Origin of the sequence: Methanorbis furvi (genome assembly GCF_032714615.1) — an archaeon.
Lineage (GTDB): Archaea > Halobacteriota > Methanomicrobia > Methanomicrobiales > Methanocorpusculaceae > Methanocorpusculum > Methanocorpusculum furvi.
Map to the genome: position 1 here is coordinate 85,691 of NZ_JAWDKA010000006.1, position 21,922 is coordinate 107,612.

The 21,922-nt window shown below is 51.5% G+C and carries 17 protein-coding genes; 8 read left to right on the forward strand and 9 right to left on the reverse strand.

The window, feature by feature from the left end:
- The first annotated feature begins 124 nt into the window (after window positions 1–124).
- Window positions 125–544, forward strand: a complete 420-nt coding sequence (gene nikR / locus McpAg1_RS06470; protein ID WP_338094482.1) for a nickel-responsive transcriptional regulator NikR — start codon at window positions 125–127, stop codon at window positions 542–544.
- Between the two features lie 51 nt (window positions 545–595).
- On the opposite strand, the gene McpAg1_RS06475 is transcribed toward nikR, so the two are convergent.
- A complete protein-coding gene (locus McpAg1_RS06475; RefSeq protein ID WP_338094483.1) occupies window positions 596–877 on the reverse strand; it encodes a DUF2098 domain-containing protein in 282 nt (93 codons plus the stop codon).
- Window positions 878–994: 117 nt separating this feature from the next.
- Entirely contained in the window at window positions 995–3,586 is a 2,592-nt protein-coding gene (locus McpAg1_RS06480; RefSeq protein WP_338094484.1) for an oligosaccharyl transferase, archaeosortase A system-associated, read from the reverse strand.
- Between the two features lie 115 nt (window positions 3,587–3,701).
- Here McpAg1_RS06480 and McpAg1_RS06485 point away from each other — a divergent pair, with 115 nt between their 5' ends.
- The gene (locus McpAg1_RS06485; protein WP_338094485.1) at window positions 3,702–4,829 is read left to right on the forward strand and encodes a glycosyltransferase; all 1,128 of its coding nucleotides are present in this window, start codon (window positions 3,702–3,704) and stop codon (window positions 4,827–4,829) included.
- Here the strand turns inward: McpAg1_RS06485 and McpAg1_RS06490 are convergent, their stop codons facing one another.
- The 4 genes from McpAg1_RS06490 to McpAg1_RS06505 are packed head-to-tail and all read right to left on the reverse strand — an operon-like array spanning window position 4,830 to window position 7,798.
- The gene (locus tag McpAg1_RS06490) at window positions 4,830–5,420 is read right to left on the reverse strand and encodes a hypothetical protein (RefSeq protein ID WP_338094486.1); all 591 of its coding nucleotides are present in this window, start codon (window positions 5,418–5,420) and stop codon (window positions 4,830–4,832) included.
- A complete protein-coding gene (locus McpAg1_RS06495; RefSeq protein ID WP_338094487.1) occupies window positions 5,417–5,983 on the reverse strand; it encodes a cyclase family protein in 567 nt (188 codons plus the stop codon). The genes McpAg1_RS06490 and McpAg1_RS06495 overlap by 4 nt, the downstream gene beginning before the upstream one ends.
- On the reverse strand, window positions 5,973–7,082 hold the full coding sequence (locus McpAg1_RS06500) for a SufB/SufD family protein (protein WP_338094488.1): 1,110 nt from the start codon (window positions 7,080–7,082) through the stop codon (window positions 5,973–5,975). The genes McpAg1_RS06495 and McpAg1_RS06500 overlap by 11 nt, the downstream gene beginning before the upstream one ends.
- On the reverse strand, window positions 7,070–7,798 hold the full coding sequence (locus tag McpAg1_RS06505) for an ABC transporter ATP-binding protein (protein ID WP_338094489.1): 729 nt from the start codon (window positions 7,796–7,798) through the stop codon (window positions 7,070–7,072). Before McpAg1_RS06505 ends, McpAg1_RS06500 begins: the two co-directional genes overlap by 13 nt.
- Window positions 7,799–8,171: 373 nt before the next feature.
- Between McpAg1_RS06505 and McpAg1_RS06510 the strand changes: the two genes are divergently transcribed.
- From McpAg1_RS06510 to McpAg1_RS06525, 4 genes are all read left to right on the forward strand, one after another.
- On the forward strand, window positions 8,172–8,327 hold the full coding sequence (locus McpAg1_RS06510; protein ID WP_338094490.1) for a hypothetical protein: 156 nt from the start codon (window positions 8,172–8,174) through the stop codon (window positions 8,325–8,327).
- A 26-nt stretch (window positions 8,328–8,353) separates the two neighbouring features.
- A complete protein-coding gene (locus McpAg1_RS06515; RefSeq protein WP_338094491.1) occupies window positions 8,354–9,304 on the forward strand; it encodes a ribonuclease H-like domain-containing protein in 951 nt (316 codons plus the stop codon).
- On the forward strand, window positions 9,291–11,465 hold the full coding sequence (locus tag McpAg1_RS06520; RefSeq protein WP_338094492.1) for a DEAD/DEAH box helicase: 2,175 nt from the start codon (window positions 9,291–9,293) through the stop codon (window positions 11,463–11,465). Before McpAg1_RS06515 ends, McpAg1_RS06520 begins: the two co-directional genes overlap by 14 nt.
- A 172-nt stretch (window positions 11,466–11,637) precedes the next feature.
- Entirely contained in the window at window positions 11,638–11,931 is a 294-nt protein-coding gene (locus McpAg1_RS06525) for a hypothetical protein (RefSeq protein ID WP_338094493.1), read from the forward strand.
- A 776-nt stretch (window positions 11,932–12,707) separates the two neighbouring features.
- Here McpAg1_RS06525 and sepS read toward each other — a convergent pair.
- Genes sepS through McpAg1_RS06540 form a run of 3 tightly spaced genes read right to left on the reverse strand, consistent with a single transcriptional unit; the run spans window position 12,708 to window position 15,867 of the window.
- Complete coding sequence (gene sepS / locus McpAg1_RS06530) at window positions 12,708–14,291, reverse strand: O-phosphoserine--tRNA ligase (RefSeq protein ID WP_338094494.1); 1,584 nt, start codon at window positions 14,289–14,291, stop codon at window positions 12,708–12,710.
- Entirely contained in the window at window positions 14,288–15,226 is a 939-nt protein-coding gene (gene twy1 / locus McpAg1_RS06535; protein WP_338094495.1) for a 4-demethylwyosine synthase TYW1, read from the reverse strand. The genes sepS and twy1 overlap by 4 nt, the downstream gene beginning before the upstream one ends.
- Before the next feature lie 2 nt (window positions 15,227–15,228).
- Window positions 15,229–15,867 carry a hypothetical protein gene (locus McpAg1_RS06540; RefSeq protein ID WP_338094496.1) on the reverse strand — a complete coding sequence of 213 codons (639 nt, stop codon included), beginning with the start codon at window positions 15,865–15,867 and terminating at the stop codon, window positions 15,229–15,231.
- Between the two features lie 80 nt (window positions 15,868–15,947).
- Between McpAg1_RS06540 and McpAg1_RS06545 the strand changes: the two genes are divergently transcribed.
- Window positions 15,948–17,465: a DUF5906 domain-containing protein gene (locus tag McpAg1_RS06545; RefSeq protein ID WP_338094497.1), complete on the forward strand. Its 1,518-nt coding sequence runs from the start codon at window positions 15,948–15,950 to the stop codon at window positions 17,463–17,465.
- 1,413 nt (window positions 17,466–18,878) lie between these two features.
- On the forward strand, window positions 18,879–21,854 hold the full coding sequence (locus McpAg1_RS06550; protein WP_338094498.1) for an InlB B-repeat-containing protein: 2,976 nt from the start codon (window positions 18,879–18,881) through the stop codon (window positions 21,852–21,854).
- Window positions 21,855–21,922 lie beyond the last annotated feature (68 nt).

Below are 21,922 nucleotides of genomic sequence, written 5' to 3' on the forward strand. Positions count from 1 at the left end.
TCTGCAGATAAATCTGTCATATCGGTGAACATAATTCTTAGCAGACTTCGTATGACAAATCTTCCCGCAACATAAGATTACGTAAGAAGAATAAAATATGAACAGACAGATATGATAATATATTATGGTTGGAGACTCGGAGCTTTCACGCATAGGAATATCCCTTCCACAGAATTTACTGGATAAATTCGACGGAATCATCGGACTTCGCGGTTACTCCTCACGATCGGAAGGCATCCGCGATGCAATCCGCAGCTATATCACGTATTATGAATGGATGTCTGATGTAAAAGGTGAACGTCAGGGCGTGATCACCATGGTTTATGATCATGATCACCGCGGCCTGATGCAGACGATTACAGAGATCCAGCACGAACACCGTGACACCATTCAGTCCACCCTGCATGCGCATGTGAATGACGAGCGCTGTCTTGAGGTTATTCTTGTCCGTGGTGACGGTGTGAAACTCAAGGAGGTCGCAGAAAAACTGATGGCTCTCAAAGGTGTTGAGTCGGTAAAGCTGACAACAATTCCGGTCAATTAATTTTTTTCAAAAAAGAGGAAAAACACACGGGCCAAAGGCCCGGAGTTTTGTTTATCCTCCGCCTTCGCAACTCTGGTCGGTGTTTTGCCAGGCGCTTTCATTCATCTCGCGGAACTTTTCCTGTTCCTGTTCGAGATCCTTTCTGAAATCCCTGTTTTCGGTTTCTTTATGGACAACATCACTGATTGCAGTGAGCTGGTCGATACGGTAGTAGAGTCCGGTACTGTCAAGCTCGGCAAATGCGGATCCGTTCTCCTCAGTCAGAGCAACAATTTTCCCGACGGTTCCTGTCCTTCCGTATCGCACCGTCTGCCCGATCGCAAGCGTGCTCATAATAGTATGTTGGATACTTGCTGGGTATAAAGATGTGGTTACGGGAGGCTTTGCACCTTTATTCATGAGCCATACAGGAATTCAGGTCTAAAACAACTCTGCGAATTAAAAAAAGATTTAGTTGATGGAGAGGCCGTTCATCACAGCCTCTTCAGAGACCTCAAAGGTCTTGCCGGTACCAACAATCGTATAGGGCCCGGTAGTCTTTACATCGTATGTGCTGCCTGAGGTGGAGTATGGGACAATGAACTGGCCGTCCACACTCTCCTGACGATAGGTGAAGGTCCTTCCATTGTTGGTGACAACGTTCACCTCAATGATGCCGTCTCCTTTAATCACTGCGCTGGGCACATACTCAAAGCTCTTGACCCATGCGTTGCCGCCTTCAATCGGCTGGTTTGCCGCCTGACCATTGGTCATCACATAGGTTGGGGACTCATGCACGAGGCGGAAGTGCTGGAGTGCAGGAATGGTCACACTCGGGAGATATCCCTTTGTGACACTTGACGGATTTGCAACAACATAGGCATGCTTTGTTGTCGATGCCGAAAGGGAGTTGTACTGATCAGCCGCCGCCCATGCATCCGATGCATTGGCGAATGCTTTCATGTTGGTGATGACCGGATAGCCGTAACCAGCCGAAGAATCGGTCTCAATATATGCCACGTCTCCAGGGCTCGTCATCGATCCGTCAAAGTTCTGCAGCCTAACAGTCAGCGTGTTATAGTACTCGGGCGTGTATGCCTGCACATAGGAGAGCTGGCCGTTGCTGTTCTGCAGCAACGTGTAGAAGTACGGGCTCAGCTGTGCAACCGAGTCGTTCCAGATTGCCATTGCACCGAACTTGCCGCCTGCCATCTGGTAGTCGGTCATGACATAGCGGGTGCCAAGGTGATCCAGTTTTTCCATGACAGCCGACTCGTTGGTGCTCGTCAGCACTGCTGCAGCACCGTACTCTCCGGCTACTCCTGCCTGGAAAGGATTGCTGTTCGGGATGCGTTTTGCGATGGTAGTGATATAGTGGCCATAGTCCCACCAGGACATAACACCATAGGACTCTTCAGGATACACAAAACCGTCTTTTTCATAGATGGTGAGATAGTCAACACCGGTCTCCGGAGTTCCATTCAGCATCCAGGTTGTTTCTGAGATCCAGTCTTTTTCGGTTCCGCCGTACTTGCCGTAATTTGAGCCGGTCTGTACTGCAGCTGCGGCAGAGGTTGCCACAAATCCTATGGCGATGACTGCTACAATTGCAAAAATACCGACTTTGATCCAGTCAGGTCCTGCTGCTGCTTTTGCCGCAGTTTTTTTGCCTTTCTTTGCCGGAGTTTCATCCGAGGTTTTGGATTCCTGCTTTCCGACTATCTTGAGAAGATCCTTTTGCGCAAAATCAATTGCCCATCCGACTGCGACTGCTGCAAGAAGTGCGATGTTTGCCGCGACATAATACTCCCACCGGACATGCTGGATGGTTGCAAGTATCATGAGGGCTGACCAGATGAGAACAAACAATGCTCCCGGCTCCTCGTGTTTCCAGACCTGGTAGAGGAGATAGATAAATCCACCTGCTGCAAGCAGGATGCCCCAGTTGTAGGAGTTGAATGCTCCTTCCATGGACCAGGATGCCATTTCGGCGATGGTGGACTGGGCTGCTCCCTGAGAGAAGAACATATTAAGGGAACCCACTGCCGAACTGAAGAGAGTCGGAAGGGCAACTGCCACGATGCCAACTCCAATGATAACGATGCCGGCGAGGGCTGCCGGGAAGTAATACCATGGCTGTTTTTTCTTTGTCAGTATCTTCGATATCGCATAGAGGACGATCGTTCCAATGATCAGGCCGATATGAGCAAAAAGTACTCCAAGCGAGTATGATACAAAACCAAAGCCGGTATCCTGTATTCCGTAGATCAGCATGCCGATTACAACAATAGCAAATGTGATCACATTCAGAACAAGTAAATACTCTGTTGGCTTCCCGGCACGATGGTCAAGGATGAACTGAATCAGGGTGAAGAGTGCAACAAACAGACCGAACACGACCATAGTTGACATGGTCAGGAGACTGAGCAGGTAGGCAATGCCACAGATGATTCCATATAGCACCGGAATTTTCAGGGTTGCATACTCTTTAAAATTGATTTTGTGCTCCTTCAGAGCATAGAGGGATACCACATACAGGAGGCAGAAGAATGTTGAAAACAATGTTTCTGCAATATGGTGATCCAGGTGTCCGTAGAGAGATCTGGACAGATACTGACCACCGATCACGGCAATAAACAAGGCTGAGATAAGACCAGTTTTCCAGTTGCCGATTCTGGCGCCAAACCAGTACATAACCGGAACCATTGCAGCACCCATCAGGGCTGGGACCCATCCGGCCGCATCAATTATTTCTGGGCGAGTTGCTGCTCCTGCAACTGCTGCGACTGCTGCTGCAATCCAGGTGAACAGAGGACCCCAGACAATATCCTGACCGGTCGGGTACAACGTCATCGCTTCAAAATGAATGAATCCGAAGTTGTTTGCAAGTGCTGCTTCGATAAGCCGGAGATTGTACCAGGCATCCGGTCCTGCAATCATATCGCCGGTTCCGGCCAGATCCGGAAACGGCAGTATGCGTATCCAGAAGGCCAGTACCGTAAGGATAAGTACTACTCCTCCAAGGATTCCATAACGATATCGACGATCGTTCCAAAAGCTCATATCCATACGTATCACTGGGGATGAATTATATCTATAATCTGAGTGTCTCATTAGATAAAGTAGTTGGGGAAAGCGGAACAATCATTTCATCCAACCTGCAATAACAATAGAATATATGATAGCTGTACCATCTCTCATCCTGATAATATGCGGACTTGGCATCGGATGTGCTGCAGTATATCCTTACCTCTCTTATCTTTTGAAAATCAGAACACTACCCTCTGTTTCTGCTCCGGAGATCATCTCCTATCCGTCGATCAGTGTTGTGATCAATGCTTATAAAGAGGGTAATCTCGTTAAAACACGTATTGAGGACGTTTTTCAGTCCCAGTATCCTAAAGACCGGCTTACTTTGTATGTGGTCAATGACGGAGCAGACCCTGCAACAAGTGCTGCCGCAAAAGAGTCTCTGCTGCACAGCCCGATTAAATCACAGTTGATCGAACCGAAATCGCGCCTTGGAAAGATACGATGTCAGAATATGATGCTTTCAGCAGTTGAGGATGATATCATTGTATTCACTGATGCGGATATCACTACAAAACCAGATGCTCTTGCAAAACTTGTGGCATATCTTCAGGACCCTGAAGTTGGTGCTGTGTGTGCTGATCTGATTCCGGTTGGTTCAACCCGGAGTGTTACCGGTTCGGAGGGTGCTTACCGTTCTGTTTACGGAAAAATGTGCGAGTACGACAGTACAATCGACTCAACATACAACTTCAACGGTCCGCTGATTGCTTTCAAAAAATCTGCCGTACCACAGATTGAAGAGGCTACCGGTGCTGATGATGCAAATCTTGCACTAACCTGTATTGCAAATGGATACCGGGCAATATATGCTGCTGATGCAGTGGCGTACGAGCTGCAGCCGGTGTCATTTCGTGAACAGTATCATCAGAAAATTCGTCGTGCTGATGGTCTGATACACAGTACCTGTCATTTTCAGTCATCATATAGTGATAAGAGAAAACTGTTCTGGAAGCAGATTTTTCCTCTCCGCAAATGGATGCTGCTGTACTCACCGCTGTTGTTTGTGGCCTCTGCAGTACTTCTTTGTGCAGGTTTTTTCCTCTGGTCAGTACTCTACGGTCTGGCAGTTGTACTGCTTGTTATTATAGTGCTGATCTTCTCTGTGATAAAACCGGATAATCTCCTGAGCAGTTTTGTCCTCAATCAGTTTTATCTGTTGATAGGGCTTCTCAGGCGGAAAAACATTCAGTTATGGGATCGGGTTGAAAAATAGTTACGTCCCGTACGGACACCAGTGCTCCAGCCCGAGCAGTCCGGCAACACCTGACCACTCAGGTCCGAGAAACAGCATCTCCTTACCAAGAACACGCGCCTCATCAATCTCGGCCAGCCCCTCATCAGTCAGAAGGGCATCGCCGGTCACAACCACCAGCTCAGCCTCTTCGGCGAACAATGCCTGACGAATACCTGGAATATCATCGCCGATAACATACACAAGCTTTCCTGCGCAGCGGCTGACGAGTTCCTCCAGACAGTCATCGAAGTTCACCGTTGGGCACGGCCCGAGCTTTCGCGTGATCATCAGAAACCCCGCAGCAGCAGTCAGTGCGCCGGCAGCCGCCGCCCGCGTTTTCTCTGACTTCAGCGGCGCATCATACAGATGGGCAAGCATCATTCGCGCCGAAAACGGTTCGGTTGAACTGATCTCAGCAACCCGCCCGCCGTACTCAACACCAAGACAACTGCCGCGGCAAAACCGGCAGACGTGATGCTTCGGCAGCGGAGCATACTGTAAATCTCCATCCTCGCATCCTGCGCCTGCAGAAACCTCCTGCAGGCGTGAAACTGCATCATGTAAAATCATTCCTCATCCTCCAGCAGCACAACCCGCGCAGGAGCCGCGTCAGCTCCTCGGATTTTCAGCGGCAGAGCAAACATGTGATACATTCCGTCGGGAACCTGGGCCAGGTCCAGCAGCTCAATAATTGCGATACCTGCTGCGAGCAGAATGCGGTGAACCGCACCGCTGCCGATTGACGGCGTATCGCAGCCGACAACCTTTACTCCGGAGGAGATCAGATACTCTGCCTCCTTCTCGGAAAGCTCAGGATAATTTTCGTCCGCGTCATGATATCCTGAGCGGAACAGAACAGCAGAACTCGTGTGGGAAAACAGAGCGCCGAACGAAACAACCTCGGCGATCGTAATCAATGAACTAAGTGGCAGTTCATCAATGGTTGTGCCCGCAGGAAAGTAATGCGCTGGTGCATCGATGTGGGTTCCGGTATGTGTGCCGAGCGAGAGAGCTGAGATCGTTGATTCTCCCGATTTTTGCGCAGTTCGCACAAACTCGGGATCGCCGGGGTACACATACATCCCGGGAGCAAGCGCCCGGGTCACATCATAAATTTTCATCTTAGAATCCATGATCTGCAGAGTCGATCGCATCGTCGATCTGCTTCTGCAGTGCGTCCGGGAGTCCCTCGATGCGCACATCAAGGAATCCGCGGATGATCGTTGCCGTTGCCTCTTCTTCTGAAAGACCGCGCGCCATCAGGTACTCGATCTCATCGCGGGCGATTTTGCCGACCGCTGCTTCGTGAGAGAGTTCCACATCCGTAACACGGCCGTCGATCTCAGGGATCGCATGCATAATGCCGTCTTTTAGGATAAGGCCGCGACACTCAATGTGTCCCTTCGTCTGCGGCACATGGGCAATGATTGCACCGCGCGAGATGATCGTTCCGCCGTTTGTGATGGCGCGGGTGATCAGCTCTGCACTCGTTTCGGGTGCCTCGAGAACTGCGCGCGATCCTGAGTCGATGTGCGAGCCCGGGCCCGCCACAATCACGCCTGAGAATCTGGCGACCGCTCCTTTACCGCGGAGATAGGCGGTCGGGTACATCTGCACCATCTTTGTCGGCTTCATGCAGACATAGTTTGAGATGAAGGTTCCGCCTTCTTCCACGATCGATGCGGTCCGCGGGAACACCTCGATCTGTTCGCCCCAGGTGTGAATCATCGTTGAGGTGACTTTTGCGTCCTTGCCGACATAGATCTCATTGATACCGTAGTGAGCTCCTTCTTTGGTTGCAAACGAACTCGCGCAGCCTGCAATCAAGTGAACCTCAGCTCCCTCTTCGGCGATTACAATATTGTGCACTGCCTGAATGGAGTCTCCCTGAAGGAACATGCAGCTCTGGAGAGGGAAGGTGGTCTTTGCTCCTTTGCGGGCGATGATGACGTAGCCTCTCTGCGGATGGTCGGCGACATATTGGGTATACTGGTCTTTGTCCTTTGGAACAATTTTCCAGCAGTATTCCGACAACCACGAGTATTTTTCGAGGGCTTTGTCGATCATCATGACTTCAACGCCTTCTGCGTTGGAGCCTGCGTGCAGAACATGGTCGTTGACCAGAAGGAAACTTCCTGCCCGTCCTTCGAGTGAATCGGTCTGGATTCCGGTGAGTGCGAGGCGTTCCTTATCTTCTTTGCTGATGGCGTCAAAGCCGTTCATTTCTGGCATGCGATACACTCCTTGTAGCCGGATGTCTTGACACTCCGGAGAATTTCCCGCGGGTTTCCGCTACACCGCATCTGTCCGTCGATTAAGACATGGCCGACGTCAGCCTCAATGTAGTCGAGGATGTAGCCGGTATGGGTGATGATAAGGCCGGATTTGGTGCGGTTGATCATGTGCTGGTCTTTTTCGAGGAGGGTTGCTGCGGCGTTGCCGAGCAGCTCCATGTTTTCGACGTCGACACCGCTTTCGGGTTCGTCGAGCATGACAAAGGACGGGTTCTGGACCATGAGCTGGAGGACTTCGCTGCGTTTGATCTCGCCGCCGGAGAATCCTGCGTTGACGTCGCGGTCAAGGAACTTGGTCATGTGCATCCGCTCTGCAAGTTCGGGGATATGTTCTTCGCCTATCTTGGTGGTCGCGGTGAGGAACTTGCCGAGCTTTAAGCCGGAGATGGTGGGCGGCCGCTGGAACATGATGCCCATTCCAAGCTCTGCCCGTTCGTGGACTGCCTTGTCGGTGACGTCAACGCCGTTGAAGAGTATTTTGCCGCTGGTGACCCGGGAGCTGCCAAATCCCATTATTGTGCGCAGAAGGGTGGTTTTTCCCGAGCCGTTCGGGCCAAGGAGGACATGGGTTTCGCCGTCGTTAATCTTCAGACTAACGCCGTGAAGGACTTCGCGTCCGCCAACTTCCACATGAAGATTGCTGATCTCAAGCATGGAAAATCTATTTTATTGTTGGGTGCGGTGGGTTGTAAAGATACGGGTTTGGGGTGTTTGTTTGTAATGTCTGAAAAGTGATTTTCGTTTTTTGGGTCCTTTTTGGATGTGGCTTCGTTTGAGGCAACCACGGAATGCACGGAGTACACGGAGCTTCACGGAAAATATGATAATGCACGGAGAACGCCTGCGGCGCCGGAATGCACTGAAGAGCTAAGGAAGTCGTCATTTCCAAACGATAACAGACACACATACTCATATTCTTACTTTTTCCGTGCATTCCGTGGTTATTTCAAACGAGGCCACATGCGAAAACGGGCACTTTCAGTACGCGCGGTCCGGGGTTTATATTCTCTCATTCTGATGTTTGATCATGACAAGTACAGCATTAGTTTCAATGGCAGAACGTGCAGCACAGTACACAGCAATTCAGCGCAAAAACCAGCTTTCCAAGCTCTGCTGGTATGCTGCGGGAACGCCTGGCAACATGATCTCTTCGCTTCGCGACCCGAGCTATCTTATTGCATAAACTGCCGGATGTCGGAGAGTCCCGGAATGATTCAGGCACTGGAACAGACATTCACGCAGGCACTGTCGCTGAGAACTGCGGCAGCAGGCCGGCGAAACAGTAAGGCAGAGGTATGGGAGACAGAAACACCAAACGGCTCCTGCCTTGCTGTTGAGTCAGTACATCCGATGCCGGATGTTTTTCTCGCTGAAGAGGCTCTCCGTGAGCGGCTGATGCAGGAGCTCAGCCTTGTCCGCGGTATCGGACCGGAACGGGAGCGAATGTGCAGACGCCGCGGCATTCAGACGCTGGACGATCTGCGGCGCACCAACTGGAAGGCCGAGGCGAACGAAATTAAAGAAATCATCAGAAACGGTTCGCCCAAAGAGATCATCCGGTTGTTTACGAACAAAGGCCGCGGTGCAGATCCCCTCCTCACCGGATTTGGTGCGGTTGTTCCGCGGGATGATCTTCTCTTCTTCGACATCGAGACGCTCGGCATGGTGCACTCGCCGATAATTCTCTTCGGCTGCGGTATCTGCGACGGAGAAAACCTCCGCGTCACCCAGTATCTGCTGCGAAACATCGGCGAAGAACTGCCGGCCCTCGAAGTTGTTGCAGACACCATGCGAAACCATCCGGTGCTCGTCACTTACAACGGCAGATCTTTCGATCTTCCGTTCACCAACAACCGTCTCGCCTACTACGGCGAACGCGAGTGCAGACCAAACCTTCATTTCGACCTCCTTCACCCCTCACGGAGATTGTTCAGAGCCGACCTGCCTGACTGCTGTCTTGGCACGGTTGAGGAGTATGTGCTCGGCTGCGGCAGAGAGGACGACCTCCCCGGCTACCTCGTGCCGGTTTACTATCAGAGATATCTGCGGACCGGTAATCCCGACCCGCTCAAAGAAATTGTTGATCACAACAGAAGCGATGTCACAAGCCTTGCCCTGCTGCTCGCAAAACAGACGGAGATAATGTATGGAAATTCCTGAGATGCATACACGGGTGTTTGAAGCCCGACCCGCCGCATACAAAACCCCGGCGACACAGATGTCGCCCGCGGTTGCAGGATATCTGGCGAACCGCGGAATCTCGCTCTACACCCATCAGGCTGATGCGTATGACGCAGTCACCGCCGGAAAAAATATCATCCTCACAACACCCACGGCGTCAGGAAAAACCCTTGCCTACGCGTTGCCGGTCTTTGAAAAGCTGATGCAGAATCGTGATGCGACCGCGCTTTTCATCTACCCGACGAAAGCTCTGACCCGCGACCAGCTTGCAGTCTTCGATAAACTCGACAAAGATCTCGGCGCAAAAACACGGCCTGCGATCTATGATGGTGACACGCCCCGCGAAGCCAGAGGCAGGATCAGATCAAGCTCCCGAATAATTCTCACCAACATGTACGAGCTGCACCAGATTCTCGCGTGGAGAACGCAGTGGGGCGATTTCTGGACGAATCTTGGCGCGGTCGTCATCGACGAAGCTCACCGTTACCGCGGGGTCTTCGGCTCCCATATCGCCCTCCTCCTCAGAAGGCTTCGGCGCATCTGCAGCTACTATGACGCTCGTCCGCAGTTTGTCTTATCGTCGGCAACCATCGGAGGAGCCGAAACGTTTGCAGAAACTCTCACCGGCCTTCCGGCAGTTGAGATAGCCAATGACGGATCACCTCGTGCGAAGCAGACGTTCCGGCTCTACAATCCTTCAGCATCCGGCAAGAGCAGCATTACCGCGACCGCTGATCTCATCCGCGATCAGGTGCAGAGCGGCATGCAGACACTCTGCTTCACCAAATCCCGCAACATGGCTGAGATTACTGCCATGAGATGCCGCGAGGATATGCCAAACACCGGCATCTCCTCCTATCGCGGCGGATACCGCCCGAATGAACGGCGAAACATCGAGAAAAATCTGAAAGAAGGCGATCTCTCAGGTGTCATCAGCACGAATGCCCTTGAGCTCGGCATCGATGTCGGCGGTCTTGACTCGGTGATCATCAGCGGATTTCCGGGAACCATGATGTCGGTCCGTCAGCAGGCAGGTCGGGCAGGCCGCGCCGGAAAGGACGCGCTCATCACCTTTGTTGCCCAGCAGAATCCACTCGACCAGTATTTTATGCGTCACCCGGACGCCTTCTTTGACGCACCGTGCGAACAGCCGATTCTGGATCTGGAGAATCCTTACGTCCTGCGTGACCATCTTCTCTGTGCAGCGGCCGAGCTCCCGTACCGCACCGAACGCGATGCTGCATACTTCGGCGAGACCGCCGCAGATATTCTTCCGGCCCTCAAAGACGAACATCTCATCGCCAGCACTCCCAAAGGTTTTGTCTACTGCGGCACCGAACCTCCTGCGCAGAAGGTCTCGCTCTCCGGCAAAAGTTCCGGCACATGGACGGTTGTTTTCAAAAACACGGTGCTCGAAACAATGGATGAGTACCAGATGTTTCGCGAGGCATATCCCGGAGCCGTCATCTTTCATCAGGGCGAGCGGTACGTTGTGGAAGAGACCGACCGCAAAAATCTCGTCATCCGCGTGAAAAAATCCCAGGACAACTACCGCACGCGTTCGCTTCACACAACCGATATCCGCATCCTCTCGCGCGAAAAAACCTGCAAACACGGCAGCCTTTTCGTTCACTACGGCTCGGTCCTCGTCTCAACCCAGATGCTCGGCTACTCGGTCCTTGAGTACGATCAGATTGTGGCAACTCATCCTCTGGAGACTCCTGCGATGGAGTTCACCACCAAAGCCTGCTGGATCACCCCTGATGCCGAAGGCGTCATCACGCCTGCCGAAATTGCCGGAGCTCTGCATGGTGCAGAACATGCCCTGATTGCCGCAATGCCGGTCCATGTCCTCTGCGACCGCTCGGATATCGGCGGCGTGTCAACACCCTTCCACCCTGATGCAGGAGACGCAGCGATCTTCATCTATGATGGAGTCCCTGGCGGCGTCGGTCTCGCAGAAAAAGCCGCCGCCATTTTTCCTGAGATCATCCGGCTCGCCCGCGACATGGTGGCAGGCTGCTCGTGTGAAACCGGCTGCCCGTCCTGCATCCATTCACCGAAATGCGGAAACAACAACCAGCCGCTGAGCAAAGCAGGCACGGTCGCTCTCCTCTCCTCGCTTGTTTCCGGGCTGTAGTTCAGTCAACGGAATTTCACGAAAAAATATCATGGAAATGAATTTTTTCTGACTTCGTGAAATTTTACGTGCCCTGTTTTTTTTGTGAAAGACTCGGGGTTAAAAAAATGCAGCGCACCGAAAACCCATGGATATATATGGGTGAAATGTAAATGCTAACTAAGGTATAACCATGAAAATCGAGTATATTGGTGTCTCGTCCGCCGCATTTGTTCTTGGCGGTATCTTCGCTGTCCTTGGTGCTATTGGCGGATTCCTTGAAGGAATCGGTAAAATGATCGGACTTTCGTTTAGTATCGGTGTCATCCCGGGACTTGGTGTGGGTCTTCTGGAAACTCTCATGCTGATCATTCTTTACGCCATCCTCGGCCTCTTTATCGGTCTCATCGTCGGCGCAATCTCTGCCTGGGCGTTTAACCACTCCTCCAGACTCTTTGGCGGCATCGAGATCAAAATTAAGGAATAATTTTTCCTTGACAATCTTTTTTTTTGAAAATATTTTGAAACGCGAATTCTGAAACGTGATTTTTGAAACGCGAATAGCACGAATAGCGCGAATAAAAAAATCGCCAAAGGCGATTTTAGAAATTTATTAAAATTATTTTTCAGTAGGAGTTACGTGGTGTACTGTTGAGTGATGAAGTGTTGTCTCGTGAAAAAACCGCCACGGATTCACACGGATTCCAAATTTGCCAATCGTCATTATCTTGCGTTCGGTCGGGACTTCGGCTAATCGCCTCCGTCCTTTTCGACCTCACTGGATAATGACTGGCAAATTTTTTCGGTTTTTTGTTGAGTGGTACATGTGGCTTTGTTTGGAGAAAAATCAATTACAGATTCACACATATTGTATTTTCGGAAAAAAATGTGAGTGAGTACGATGAGAAAAACAACACTCACCACTCCAACAAAAAACCGAAAAAATTTGCCAGCTGTTATCCAGTGAGGTCGAAAAGGACGGAGGCGATTAGCCGGAGTCCCGACCGAACGCAAGATAACAGCGATTGGCAAATTAAACATCTGTGTAAATCCGTGGCGGTTTTTTTTACATGAGACCACGTTCATCAGTTACCCGTTTACAATTTTCAGAAAAAAAGGAACTGAGATATTTTTGCAATATCACACCGCGTAAGTCCTATTTCAGATAAATCCATTCGCTTTGGGAATGCGGAAAATTTCTTTTTTTTGAAAAATCGCCATTGGCGATTTTTTATTCGCGTTATTCGCGTTTCAAAAAAAATATTATTCCACAATCTTCGACGAAACCGTCATGAACACCGGGCCGCGGAGATCCAGCTTTCTCTTATTATCCGTAATATACCGCATCGCATACTCCTCGATTTTGAGATTCACGTCACTCGGGTGCTTGGACATCTTCACCTGCACACTCGTCTCCTCGCCGAGGCGGGCAGCCTCTTCGATACGGGCGACTGCAAGATTTGCCACCGCATACAGGAACGAAATTCCGGTCGGGATACCTTCAGCCCGTACATCCGCGAACTTCTCATTATCCGGCACGCCAAGAATCGCACCATTGCGCACAAACACCTCATTCAGCGCCGCAGGACCAAGAAGATTCGAGTTTTCTTCCAGCTCGCTTACGGTGATCTCAACCTTCTTGTCGTACAGCTCGCCGGTCCATGCCGAAAATTCGCACGGAGACTTCACTGCTGCGTTTGGTGTGGCTGCCGCAATAATTGCAGTGACCGCGCGGCGGCCTTCAATCGTTTTTGGCTCCTCGCGAAGACCAACCGCCTTCGCAAGCTCCGTATCCGAGTACACCGGCGGGAACAGCTGCGCAAACGAAAGCCTGCGCACATCCTCGGCCTCAGTCAGCACCATCGCCAGCCGCTCAACACCCATACCAAGATTCATCACCGGCACACCGACCCCGTACTCGGCAAGAGCCGCGGGCGAGTAAATACCAAACGTCGCCACCTCAACCCAGCCGTGAACCGGATGCTTGCCGTAAACCTCGGTCTGTGTTTCCGGCATATAATACTTCGACCGCTTCTCATCAGGCTGGAACCGGAACTCCGTAAACCCGAACGCCGAAAGGAGAGCTTCTGCGACCGCCTTACCTTCATCAACCGTCACATCCTCGCCCGCAACAATACAGGACGCAGAGTGATACGTCCGCAGATGCGTTGCGTCCTCCTCCTGCTCGCGGCGGAAACAGCGGTCAACCGAAAACATCCGGATCGGCATCGGCCGCTTGTCCCACATCTGGGCAAGCGACAAAAACCAGCCGCTCGTCATGTGCGAGCGCAGCGTCGTCCGCGACGACTCGGGCGCGAGTTCCTTGAACTCAGGGAACACCGAATCCAGAATGTGGACGACCACACCGTCGTCCACTTTCAGCGCGACTGACATCTCGTGCGTCAGATCATCGCCGTCGAACTTGCCCTTCTTGTAACCGTGCAGACACTTCATCAGCTTCTCTTCAGTTGCCGTGTCAACAGGCGTTCCGGTAATTGCCGCGATTGCATCAAGCCGCTCGCGGGAAATCCCCACGTTTGGTCTTGGCAGACCGCCGACATAATAGACGCGGTCGAGAACCGCGGCGGCTTCCGGACCGAACTGGCGGTACACATCCTGCTCGTCGATGAATACCGGAACCATCGCCTCATCAAAACCCATCGAGAGATAGGCCGCACGAAGGCGTGCGATGGTGTCAAAGATCGGGTGAACTTTTGCTCTGCGGTATGCGTAGCGCGGATACACTCCCGCGGCCGCGGGCGGCGTGATAACTGAGGGGCCGGCGTGCCAGGCTCCTTCAAAGTCGGTCTTTCTGCGCTGTCTGAACTCTTCAATATCGAATTTCATGGTTTTCTCACAAGACATACCACCCGGCTGGGTGCGTTTTCGTCCAGTATCTGGTACTCTGCATGCTCTGCAACGCGGGCCGCAAAGGATCGGATTTCGTCCATTTGTGGCACGGCAGTTTCTGGTAATCTGGTTCGACTGTATCCAAGATACATGTATCCCTTGATCTCGACGAAGTTGGGCGCGGCATCCTTGATGAGTGCGGCGATGCCGCAGGCAGCGCCGCTGCCGTCATTGTATCCTTTGACGAGCGTGGTGCGAACCGCGGTCCGCACGCCTTCCTCCTCCTTCTGCCTGAGCATGCCGAGGGATCTCTGAATGTTTCCCCACATTATTGTGGGATCTCCTGCGGGCCGGCAGAGCTCGGCGTAGCTGTTGGCGTCTGCTGCGTCAAGCGAGAGGTAGAGCTGGCTGGGCCGGACTTTTTGAATCATTTCCGGAACGGTGCCGTTTGAGACAAGGAAAACGCTGTTGCCTGCCTCGCGAAGCAGATCGATCAGTTCGGGGAGACGGGAGTAGAGCGTCGGCTCACCGGAAAGGGATATCGCGTACTGATTCGGGTGGCTGGTGGCCGTTTCCCAGCGGTCAGGATCGCTCCATGGCTTGTCGCCGGAGAGTCCTTTTCTCTGGACGCGGGGGATGGCGTCGATGATTTCTTTGGGGTCGAGTTCGACCTCTTCGGTGATTTCGTGCTCCATGCTTCGCCAGCAGAAGAGGCATCGCTGGTTGCAGCGAAGGGTTGGTGTCATCTGGACGCACCGCCAGCTCTCGATTCCGTAGAACTGATGTTTGTAACACTGCTCTCCGCCGCGAAGCGCGCGTTTACACCACATGCAGGGTTTGACGGCTGCCGAAGATCCTGCGGCGATGAAGTTGTAACCCTGCCGGTGAAGGGAATCTTTGGGAGTTTTGGGGGGTGAGATGGTTCTGGGCATGATTAGTCGGCGGTGAGTTTGCGGGTAAGCTCAGCGTTGCTTTCGATGGTATGCTCGGCACGACCTTCGAGGTACTCGAGTTCGGCGAGTCTGTGCGAGATTCTGCCGATCATGTCAGGAAGAAGGGACTGGTCAGGGTCCTCAAGAAGGGCTTCTGCTTCGCGGATGTCTTTGGAGAGGTCGGCGGTTCCGCTGAGGATGAGGGCTTTCTGAATTTCTTTGAGGGTGAGGTAACTGTCGCCGATATGAAATTTGAGGAAGGGTTTTTGTTCGGCGGAGATTTCTTCTTCGAGTTCTTCGAGGCTGAAGATGGAGGATTCGAGTCTGGTTTCAACGTCGCAGAGCTGTCTCTGGCGGAAGATGAGTTCGTCGGTATCAGTTCGGAGTTTTTCGACCCACTGGTCGGGACGGACGAGCCGCGCACCACAGAGTGCGCATTTTTTGCCGGACTGGGGGTTGAGGGTGCCGCATTCGGTACAGGGGACTGCGGTGATGTAGTGACGGCAGGATTTTTCAATAATATCTGAGCGGTCGGTTCGGTGTTTCCAGGCAAAGGTGTCGATCTCTTCGAGAAGGGGAAGGGGGAGACGAAGGGAGATGAGTTTTTTTTCGGGTTTTCCACCGAGAGGTTCTGATGTCATGATGGTATGCTACTCGGTACTATGTATGACAGTAAATACATTTAATACTTATGGAATACAAATGTATTACAGGAAATCAAATGAACATCAACTCCGAATATCAGGATGTGGACCTTGCATCTTTTGCGGGTCCGATTTGCCCGGCAGAGTCTTCTGCTGAGGTTTGTATCGTTGAGAGCGATCCCCTTGCTCTTCCGAAGAACACGCTGCGGCTCGGCGAGCTGCGCGCGGACATTTTCTATGCTGATGATCTTGGACGCTGCCGCGTGCGGTCTCTGTCGTTTTCGCAGTATCTGTGCGAGCTGTTCCGGCCGGTTACGGTTGGCGGCAAGCTGTTTGTGTATGATGCGGAGACTGGTCTGTATGCGGAGAATGCGCGAACAGTTGAGTCTGAGATTCAGCGGCTGGTGGACGCGTCCGGCTATACCGGGCCGGTGCGGGATATGAAGTCTGATCTTCTGTCGCGCGTTACTGATTTTCGGGTGCGGAGTGTGAGTCCGTTCGATCAGGTGATGGGGATTCCTGCGGCTGATTGTGTGGTTGAGTTTGGAGAGGATGGATGCGTAAGTAAGGTTCCCTACGGGCCGAGTCTGTTTGTGCGGAGCCGGGCTGCGACCAGCTTTGCGGACGCGCCCGCAGATTTTCCTGAAGGGGAGAAGTTTTTTGCTGAGATTTCGTGCGGCGACCCGGACTGGGTGCGGGATGTGTTCAAAATTCTCGGGTACTGTCTGCTGCTCGGGAATCCCTCTCAGAAGTTTTTTGTGTTTCACGGCTCGGGCGGGAACGGGAAAGGGGTTCTGATTGAGTGGGTGATGCGTGCGCTCGGGGAGCTTGCGGGACGAGTATCTGCCCGGGAGCTGTTTGTGAACTCTTCTTCGCAGCGTGAGACAAGTCTTGCGAGTCATGTGCATCGGCGGCTGCTGGTGGTGAGTGAGGCTGGTGGCGGCGTGCTGAATGATGATCTGGTGAAGCGGCTGACGGGAGATGCGAATGTGGTGCTGAATGCGATTTACCGGGGCGAGGCTGAGTATCGGGTGAACGGGACGCTGGTGTTTGTGACAAATTCGCTGCCGATGTTTTCTACCGGCGGGCGGGGGATGATGCGGCGGGAGGTGTGCGTTCCGTTTGATCTGGATGTTCCTGTGGAGATGCAGGATGAGGGGCTGCTTGAGCGGCTGGCAACTCCTGAGGGGAACCGCTGGCTGTTTGCGAAGCTGGTTGCGGGCGCTCAGGAGTATGTGGACGCGGAGAGTAAGGCAGGGTTCTGGGCGTCTCTGTGTCCGAGGATTACGGGGGATTCGCGAACTGTGATTGCGGGTCAGGATAGTCTCGGGGAGTTTGTGCGGGTGTGTCTGGTTCCAGAGGAGGGGGCACGGACTCCGGGGCGTGTGGTGTTTGAGCGCTGGTATTCGTGGGAGTTCGGGGATGAGCAGGGGATGCATGAGTCACGGGGCGGGCGTGGTCTGCGGAGGAATGTGAGTGCGTCTGAGCTGTATTCCGGGCTTCGGCTGCGAGGGGTCGAGGTGCAGAGGCGGATGCGGGTTTCCGGGAGGCTGGAGAGTAATGTTCTGGTTGGCTGGCGTCTGCGTGATGAGTGAGTTTGTTGCCGGATGGTGCGGCAACATTTTTTTCTTTTGTGCGGGGTTTGTTTTTTGTTTGGTGATGTTTTTGGGTTTTGTTTTTTTGTGTTGCCGATGGTTGAGTATTGTTGGTTCTGGTTATGGTTTGGTTGATAGGAGAGTACTGTTTTTGCGGCAACATCGGCAACATTTTTGGTGATTTCTGTTTTGTTGGAGTTGTTTTTGGTTTGGTGTGATTTTTGCGGGTTTGTTTTGTTGCCGGATGGTGTTCTTTTGTTTTGTGTGGTATTCCTTAGGTATTTCTTTTGTGTTTTTGCGGATATTTTTTTATTTTTTGGATATTTTTTGGTCTGTTTGGATATGTTGATATAGGTGGGGGTGCTAATGTTATGGTTATCTCCCGGGGGCGATGGATAGTTTTACCGATTTGTTTCGGCCTCGCTCCCGCGGGTGTGTGCTGATATTATGCGATTTATTTGTTTCGATATGGATAGTTCTACGGCTGGAACGAAGCTCAGGCGTAGGGTTGTGCTGACTGTTTTGATGCTTGTTTTCTGCTGTGTGCTGATGGCGGGAGCTGTGAGTGCGGGGGATACGGATTACTGGGTTAGTCCGGATGGTAAGGGTGGTGGTGAAACTGAAAGTGATCCTACGAATCTTCAAGATGCCCTGACGACGATTTATAATGCTGCATCTGCATCTTCTGTGACGTACACTATACACATGTCAGGGGGTGAGTACAACTTCAGGACTAGCGGATTGAATTACATCATGATAAATCAAACCAAGTATCAGAATCTGATTCTTGTTGGTGATGGGCCAGGCACAGTAGATGTGCGAAGTCAGATCTTTATTAATGGTGGATCCAACAAAAATTTTGGACCGGAAACCTTAGCTTTCAAAAATATTACCTTCAATCTCTCTGCCCCTGAGTACGGAAAAACGATTTCAAGTGATAGCAAGAATGGTAGTGTGGTCCTGAGCAACCTGTCTGGTTCGATTGTTTTCGGTGCTACTGGTGGCACTGATGCGACGCGCTATGGACACAACGTCCTCGTTGAAAATTGTACTTTTCTGGGTAACCACACAGTAGGGCAGGATACCAAAAATCTAACATACGGTATTCTGTCGCTCTCAGGCTCTGGACCTAAGAATGTCACCGTTATTTCTTCAACGTTTACGGGAGGATTCACTGGTATTTCTTTCTACGGTGAAGGTCTGACCGTTATATCCTCTGAGATTTCCGGGACGGGGGAAGGAGGCATTAATATTGCAGAAAATCAAGGGATAAATGTCATTATTTCTGATTCGAATATTAGCTCAAGAGAATACGCGGTTCGTACATCCAAAAATATCACGATCGACAACAGTACTCTTTCCTCCTCTCTTGATAAAAGTGGTACAGTATTTTTGCGTAATACTGGTGGTGATGTGTTGATTCGAGATAGTATCCTGCTCGGTTCTACATTGATCTACTTTGACCCTGTTAAGACTCCGTTGTATAAACCCACCTCATTCGCTGCTCCAAATAATTTCTGGGGAACAGCGGGGGGAGTTGCAAAAAATCCTACCGGGGATGGTATCTTTGGTGGCAATGCAGCCTCATATCCAGACAGAACATCTGTACTTCCTTACTATACTGCTCTGAATAATGATGGGACGATTAATAAGAGCAGCCTGAGTACAACGATACCTCTGACTCCGGGCACAACTCTTCCGGGCGTTGCGTGGACCGATAATGGCAACGGTAGCTGGAATCTGACTCTTAGTGATGCTGCCTCTGGTACTGCCGGCTCACCAAAAAATTATCAGATTACAACGTCATTCATCTTTGATCGAATCTCAATCGACGCAAAATACGTCCGCATTGACGGTGCCAATGTTCCGCTTACGCTGAAAACAACAATAGCTGATTCGTACAATGTTCCGTTTTTGGTTTCGAAAGAAAATGTAGTTCTTGAAAATCTCAATATCACTGCAGTTACCCCTAATGGAAAACTCAATACCTGGGGTATTGTTCAGTTTGGTGCCAACGCCAAAAATGGTATTCTGAAAAACAGTATTATTGATGCCAGTGCGGTTACGGAGACAGACGGAACTGCAGTGGTGAATCTTTATGCAGAGAACACTACCGTGGAAAGCTGTGTCCTTTATGCAGCTAACTCTGTGAACAGCAGCAGTCAGTGTATTTTTGTACACAAAGATGAATGCAAGGTGATAAACAACAGACTGTACCCAGGAAAATCACTTGCTGAACCAAAGACAAAGACGGTAGATGGTTCAATATATTATAGGACTACTTCAAGCAGTGCCGGAGTTCGGTTGATTCATGGGGTAACTGATACCCTCATCACAGACAATTTAATCGTTAGTGATCATGGTGCATCTGACGCTACCCGGAACAGTGGAATTTCATTCGATGGCACGAGTGGTTCTACGATTACCCTTACGGTCACGAACAACACCTTTGACCTTTCAACCAAAGTAAAGACAGTGAATACGAATTACAAAGGCTTGAACGGCATGACGCTCGTCGGCGGAGGATATGGAACCGTCTTCTATCTGAACCCGGACACAGCACCCACTATCATTCTGAAGATGGACAACAACACAGTGAAAGGCGCTGCATATCTTGTTGATGCAGACAATGAATCCAGCATTCAGTCCATTACTCTGAAAGGTACGATTTACAATAATGACTTCTCTGGTATAGGCACCGGTAAAGATATTATTGTCAATAACTCCAATAAAGAAAATTTCCTTGTCTATACGGATTTGAAATTTAATATCACGCCGACAGATGGTAAGAACATCAAAGGTGGAAATTATCTTTCAGGCAACTGGTGGGGAACATGGTCCTCTGTCAAAAAGAGCACCACCGGCTACCTGACCTATGCCAACGCCGCTGAGGCAAAAGCCGCAGGGCTTCCGGTCGCTGACCTTGCCCCACTCGTCAGCGTGGGAACTCCGACCGGAACAATCAAGATCACCGGCAATTTGTCCGTTGAAAACAAAAACAGCGCTCCCACACTCCTTACTGCCACGTTCAGCGACGGAACTCTGGCAACCAATGCGGTATGGACTGTCGAACCTACAGGCGTTATCACACTGTCCGGAACTTCCGGATCTTCTGTGTCCTACACTCCGCTAAAAGTCGGCAATGCCACGGTAACGGCAACTGCCGATGTGGGTGGTAGTCAGGTCACGACGTCTGTTATCATCACAGTGTACGAAAAGGCAGAGCCGCATATTCCGATCGCAGAACCAACGAAGAAAGAGAATGGCGAGACTGTTATAACATCCCTTGCTGGCGGCAGTCCGATTGAAGTTCCTGCAGGCAATCCAAACATCGCTGTTATCGAGGATACGTCCTCCGGTACAACGATGATAGTGTTCTTCAAGGAACCCCAAACAACAGGGACTCATGCCTCTGTGGAAGGAAATGTAACCGAAGTTGTCGTTGCCTACAAGGAATCTCAGGCTGTTCCTCCGGCATCTGGAGACAAAATGCCGACCAGTGTGAAGTATCAGCTGAACCTGAGTCTGGAGAATGTAACCACCATACTGCCAACAATTAACCCTGCCTTTAACACCACAGTCGCAGGAAAAATTCCTGCAGGATACGCTGCCGCTGCCATGATCACTGCTGAAGGCGATCTGGACCAGATCAATTACAATCTCAGCAAGTCCGGATATACCATTGAAGTAACCTTCATCGTTCCAAAATCCTGGATTGATCAGATGGGCGGCAGTAAGAGTCCGAAGATCAAAGGATATCACATCAAAGGAGATTTGGTTGAGGAAGTTCCTCTTGGCGATATCAGTCCAACCGATGACGGAAACTACTTCCGTGTCACGTTGAAAGGAAAATCCTTCTCGAACTATGTTATGGCCGGATCTACTGCAAGTCCAGGTCCGAACCCGGGACCCCAGCCTGTTCCCTCATCCAGCTCCTCTGACGGCAACATGGAGGACGCCTTCCGCGTCCTCTTCGACACAAATGGCGGCAGCTTCGTACAGCCGGCAACCGGCCTCTCCTATGGTGACCGTGTGCCGGAACCGGGCACGCCAACGAAGGACGGTTATGTCTTTGGCGGCTGGTACAAGGATGAGGCGATGAACATTCTCTGGATCTTCAAAGAAGATGCTCTTCCGGGCGACATGACGTTGTATGCGAAATGGATCTCGGGCAGCACTGTCACAGCCACTTCCCCGAAGAGTGACTCAGCCACACAGCCGGTCGCCGCAGCAATGCAGCAGCAGACCACCTCTTCAACGCAGAGCACAGCGTCGTCTCCGACAACACCTGCCGGCATTTCGCCGACTATGACACAGGCACCCGCTCCGGTACTTGGTATGCTGGTCGGTCTGCTTGCGGCGGGAATCTTCCTCAGAAGGAGAGAGTGAGTACTCTCATCATCCGCTGCGTTCGAGCCGCAGGCGAGTGAATCCGAGCCGGTTTGATTCTGTGGGCT

Coding starts and splice junctions, on each gene's coding strand:
- McpAg1_RS06480 (WP_338094484.1), bottom strand. CDS start 3,586: ATGAGCTTTTGGAACGATCGTCGATATCGTTATGGAATCCTTGGAGGA.
- McpAg1_RS06500 (WP_338094488.1), bottom strand. CDS start 7,082: ATGCCAGAAATGAACGGCTTTGACGCCATCAGCAAAGAAGATAAGGAA.
- McpAg1_RS06505 (WP_338094489.1), bottom strand. CDS start 7,798: ATGCTTGAGATCAGCAATCTTCATGTGGAAGTTGGCGGACGCGAAGTC.
- McpAg1_RS06515 (WP_338094491.1), top strand. CDS start 8,354: ATGATTCAGGCACTGGAACAGACATTCACGCAGGCACTGTCGCTGAGA.
- McpAg1_RS06525 (WP_338094493.1), top strand. CDS start 11,638: ATGAAAATCGAGTATATTGGTGTCTCGTCCGCCGCATTTGTTCTTGGC.
- McpAg1_RS06495 (WP_338094487.1), bottom strand. CDS start 5,983: ATGGATTCTAAGATGAAAATTTATGATGTGACCCGGGCGCTTGCTCCC.
- McpAg1_RS06520 (WP_338094492.1), top strand. CDS start 9,291: ATGGAAATTCCTGAGATGCATACACGGGTGTTTGAAGCCCGACCCGCC.
- sepS (WP_338094494.1), bottom strand. CDS start 14,291: ATGAAATTCGATATTGAAGAGTTCAGACAGCGCAGAAAGACCGACTTT.
- nikR (WP_338094482.1), top strand. CDS start 125: ATGGTTGGAGACTCGGAGCTTTCACGCATAGGAATATCCCTTCCACAG.
- McpAg1_RS06490 (WP_338094486.1), bottom strand. CDS start 5,420: ATGATTTTACATGATGCAGTTTCACGCCTGCAGGAGGTTTCTGCAGGC.
- McpAg1_RS06485 (WP_338094485.1), top strand. CDS start 3,702: ATGATAGCTGTACCATCTCTCATCCTGATAATATGCGGACTTGGCATC.
- twy1 (WP_338094495.1), bottom strand. CDS start 15,226: ATGCCCAGAACCATCTCACCCCCCAAAACTCCCAAAGATTCCCTTCAC.
- McpAg1_RS06545 (WP_338094497.1), top strand. CDS start 15,948: ATGAACATCAACTCCGAATATCAGGATGTGGACCTTGCATCTTTTGCG.
- McpAg1_RS06475 (WP_338094483.1), bottom strand. CDS start 877: ATGAGCACGCTTGCGATCGGGCAGACGGTGCGATACGGAAGGACAGGA.
- McpAg1_RS06510 (WP_338094490.1), top strand. CDS start 8,172: ATGACAAGTACAGCATTAGTTTCAATGGCAGAACGTGCAGCACAGTAC.
- McpAg1_RS06540 (WP_338094496.1), bottom strand. CDS start 15,867: ATGACATCAGAACCTCTCGGTGGAAAACCCGAAAAAAAACTCATCTCC.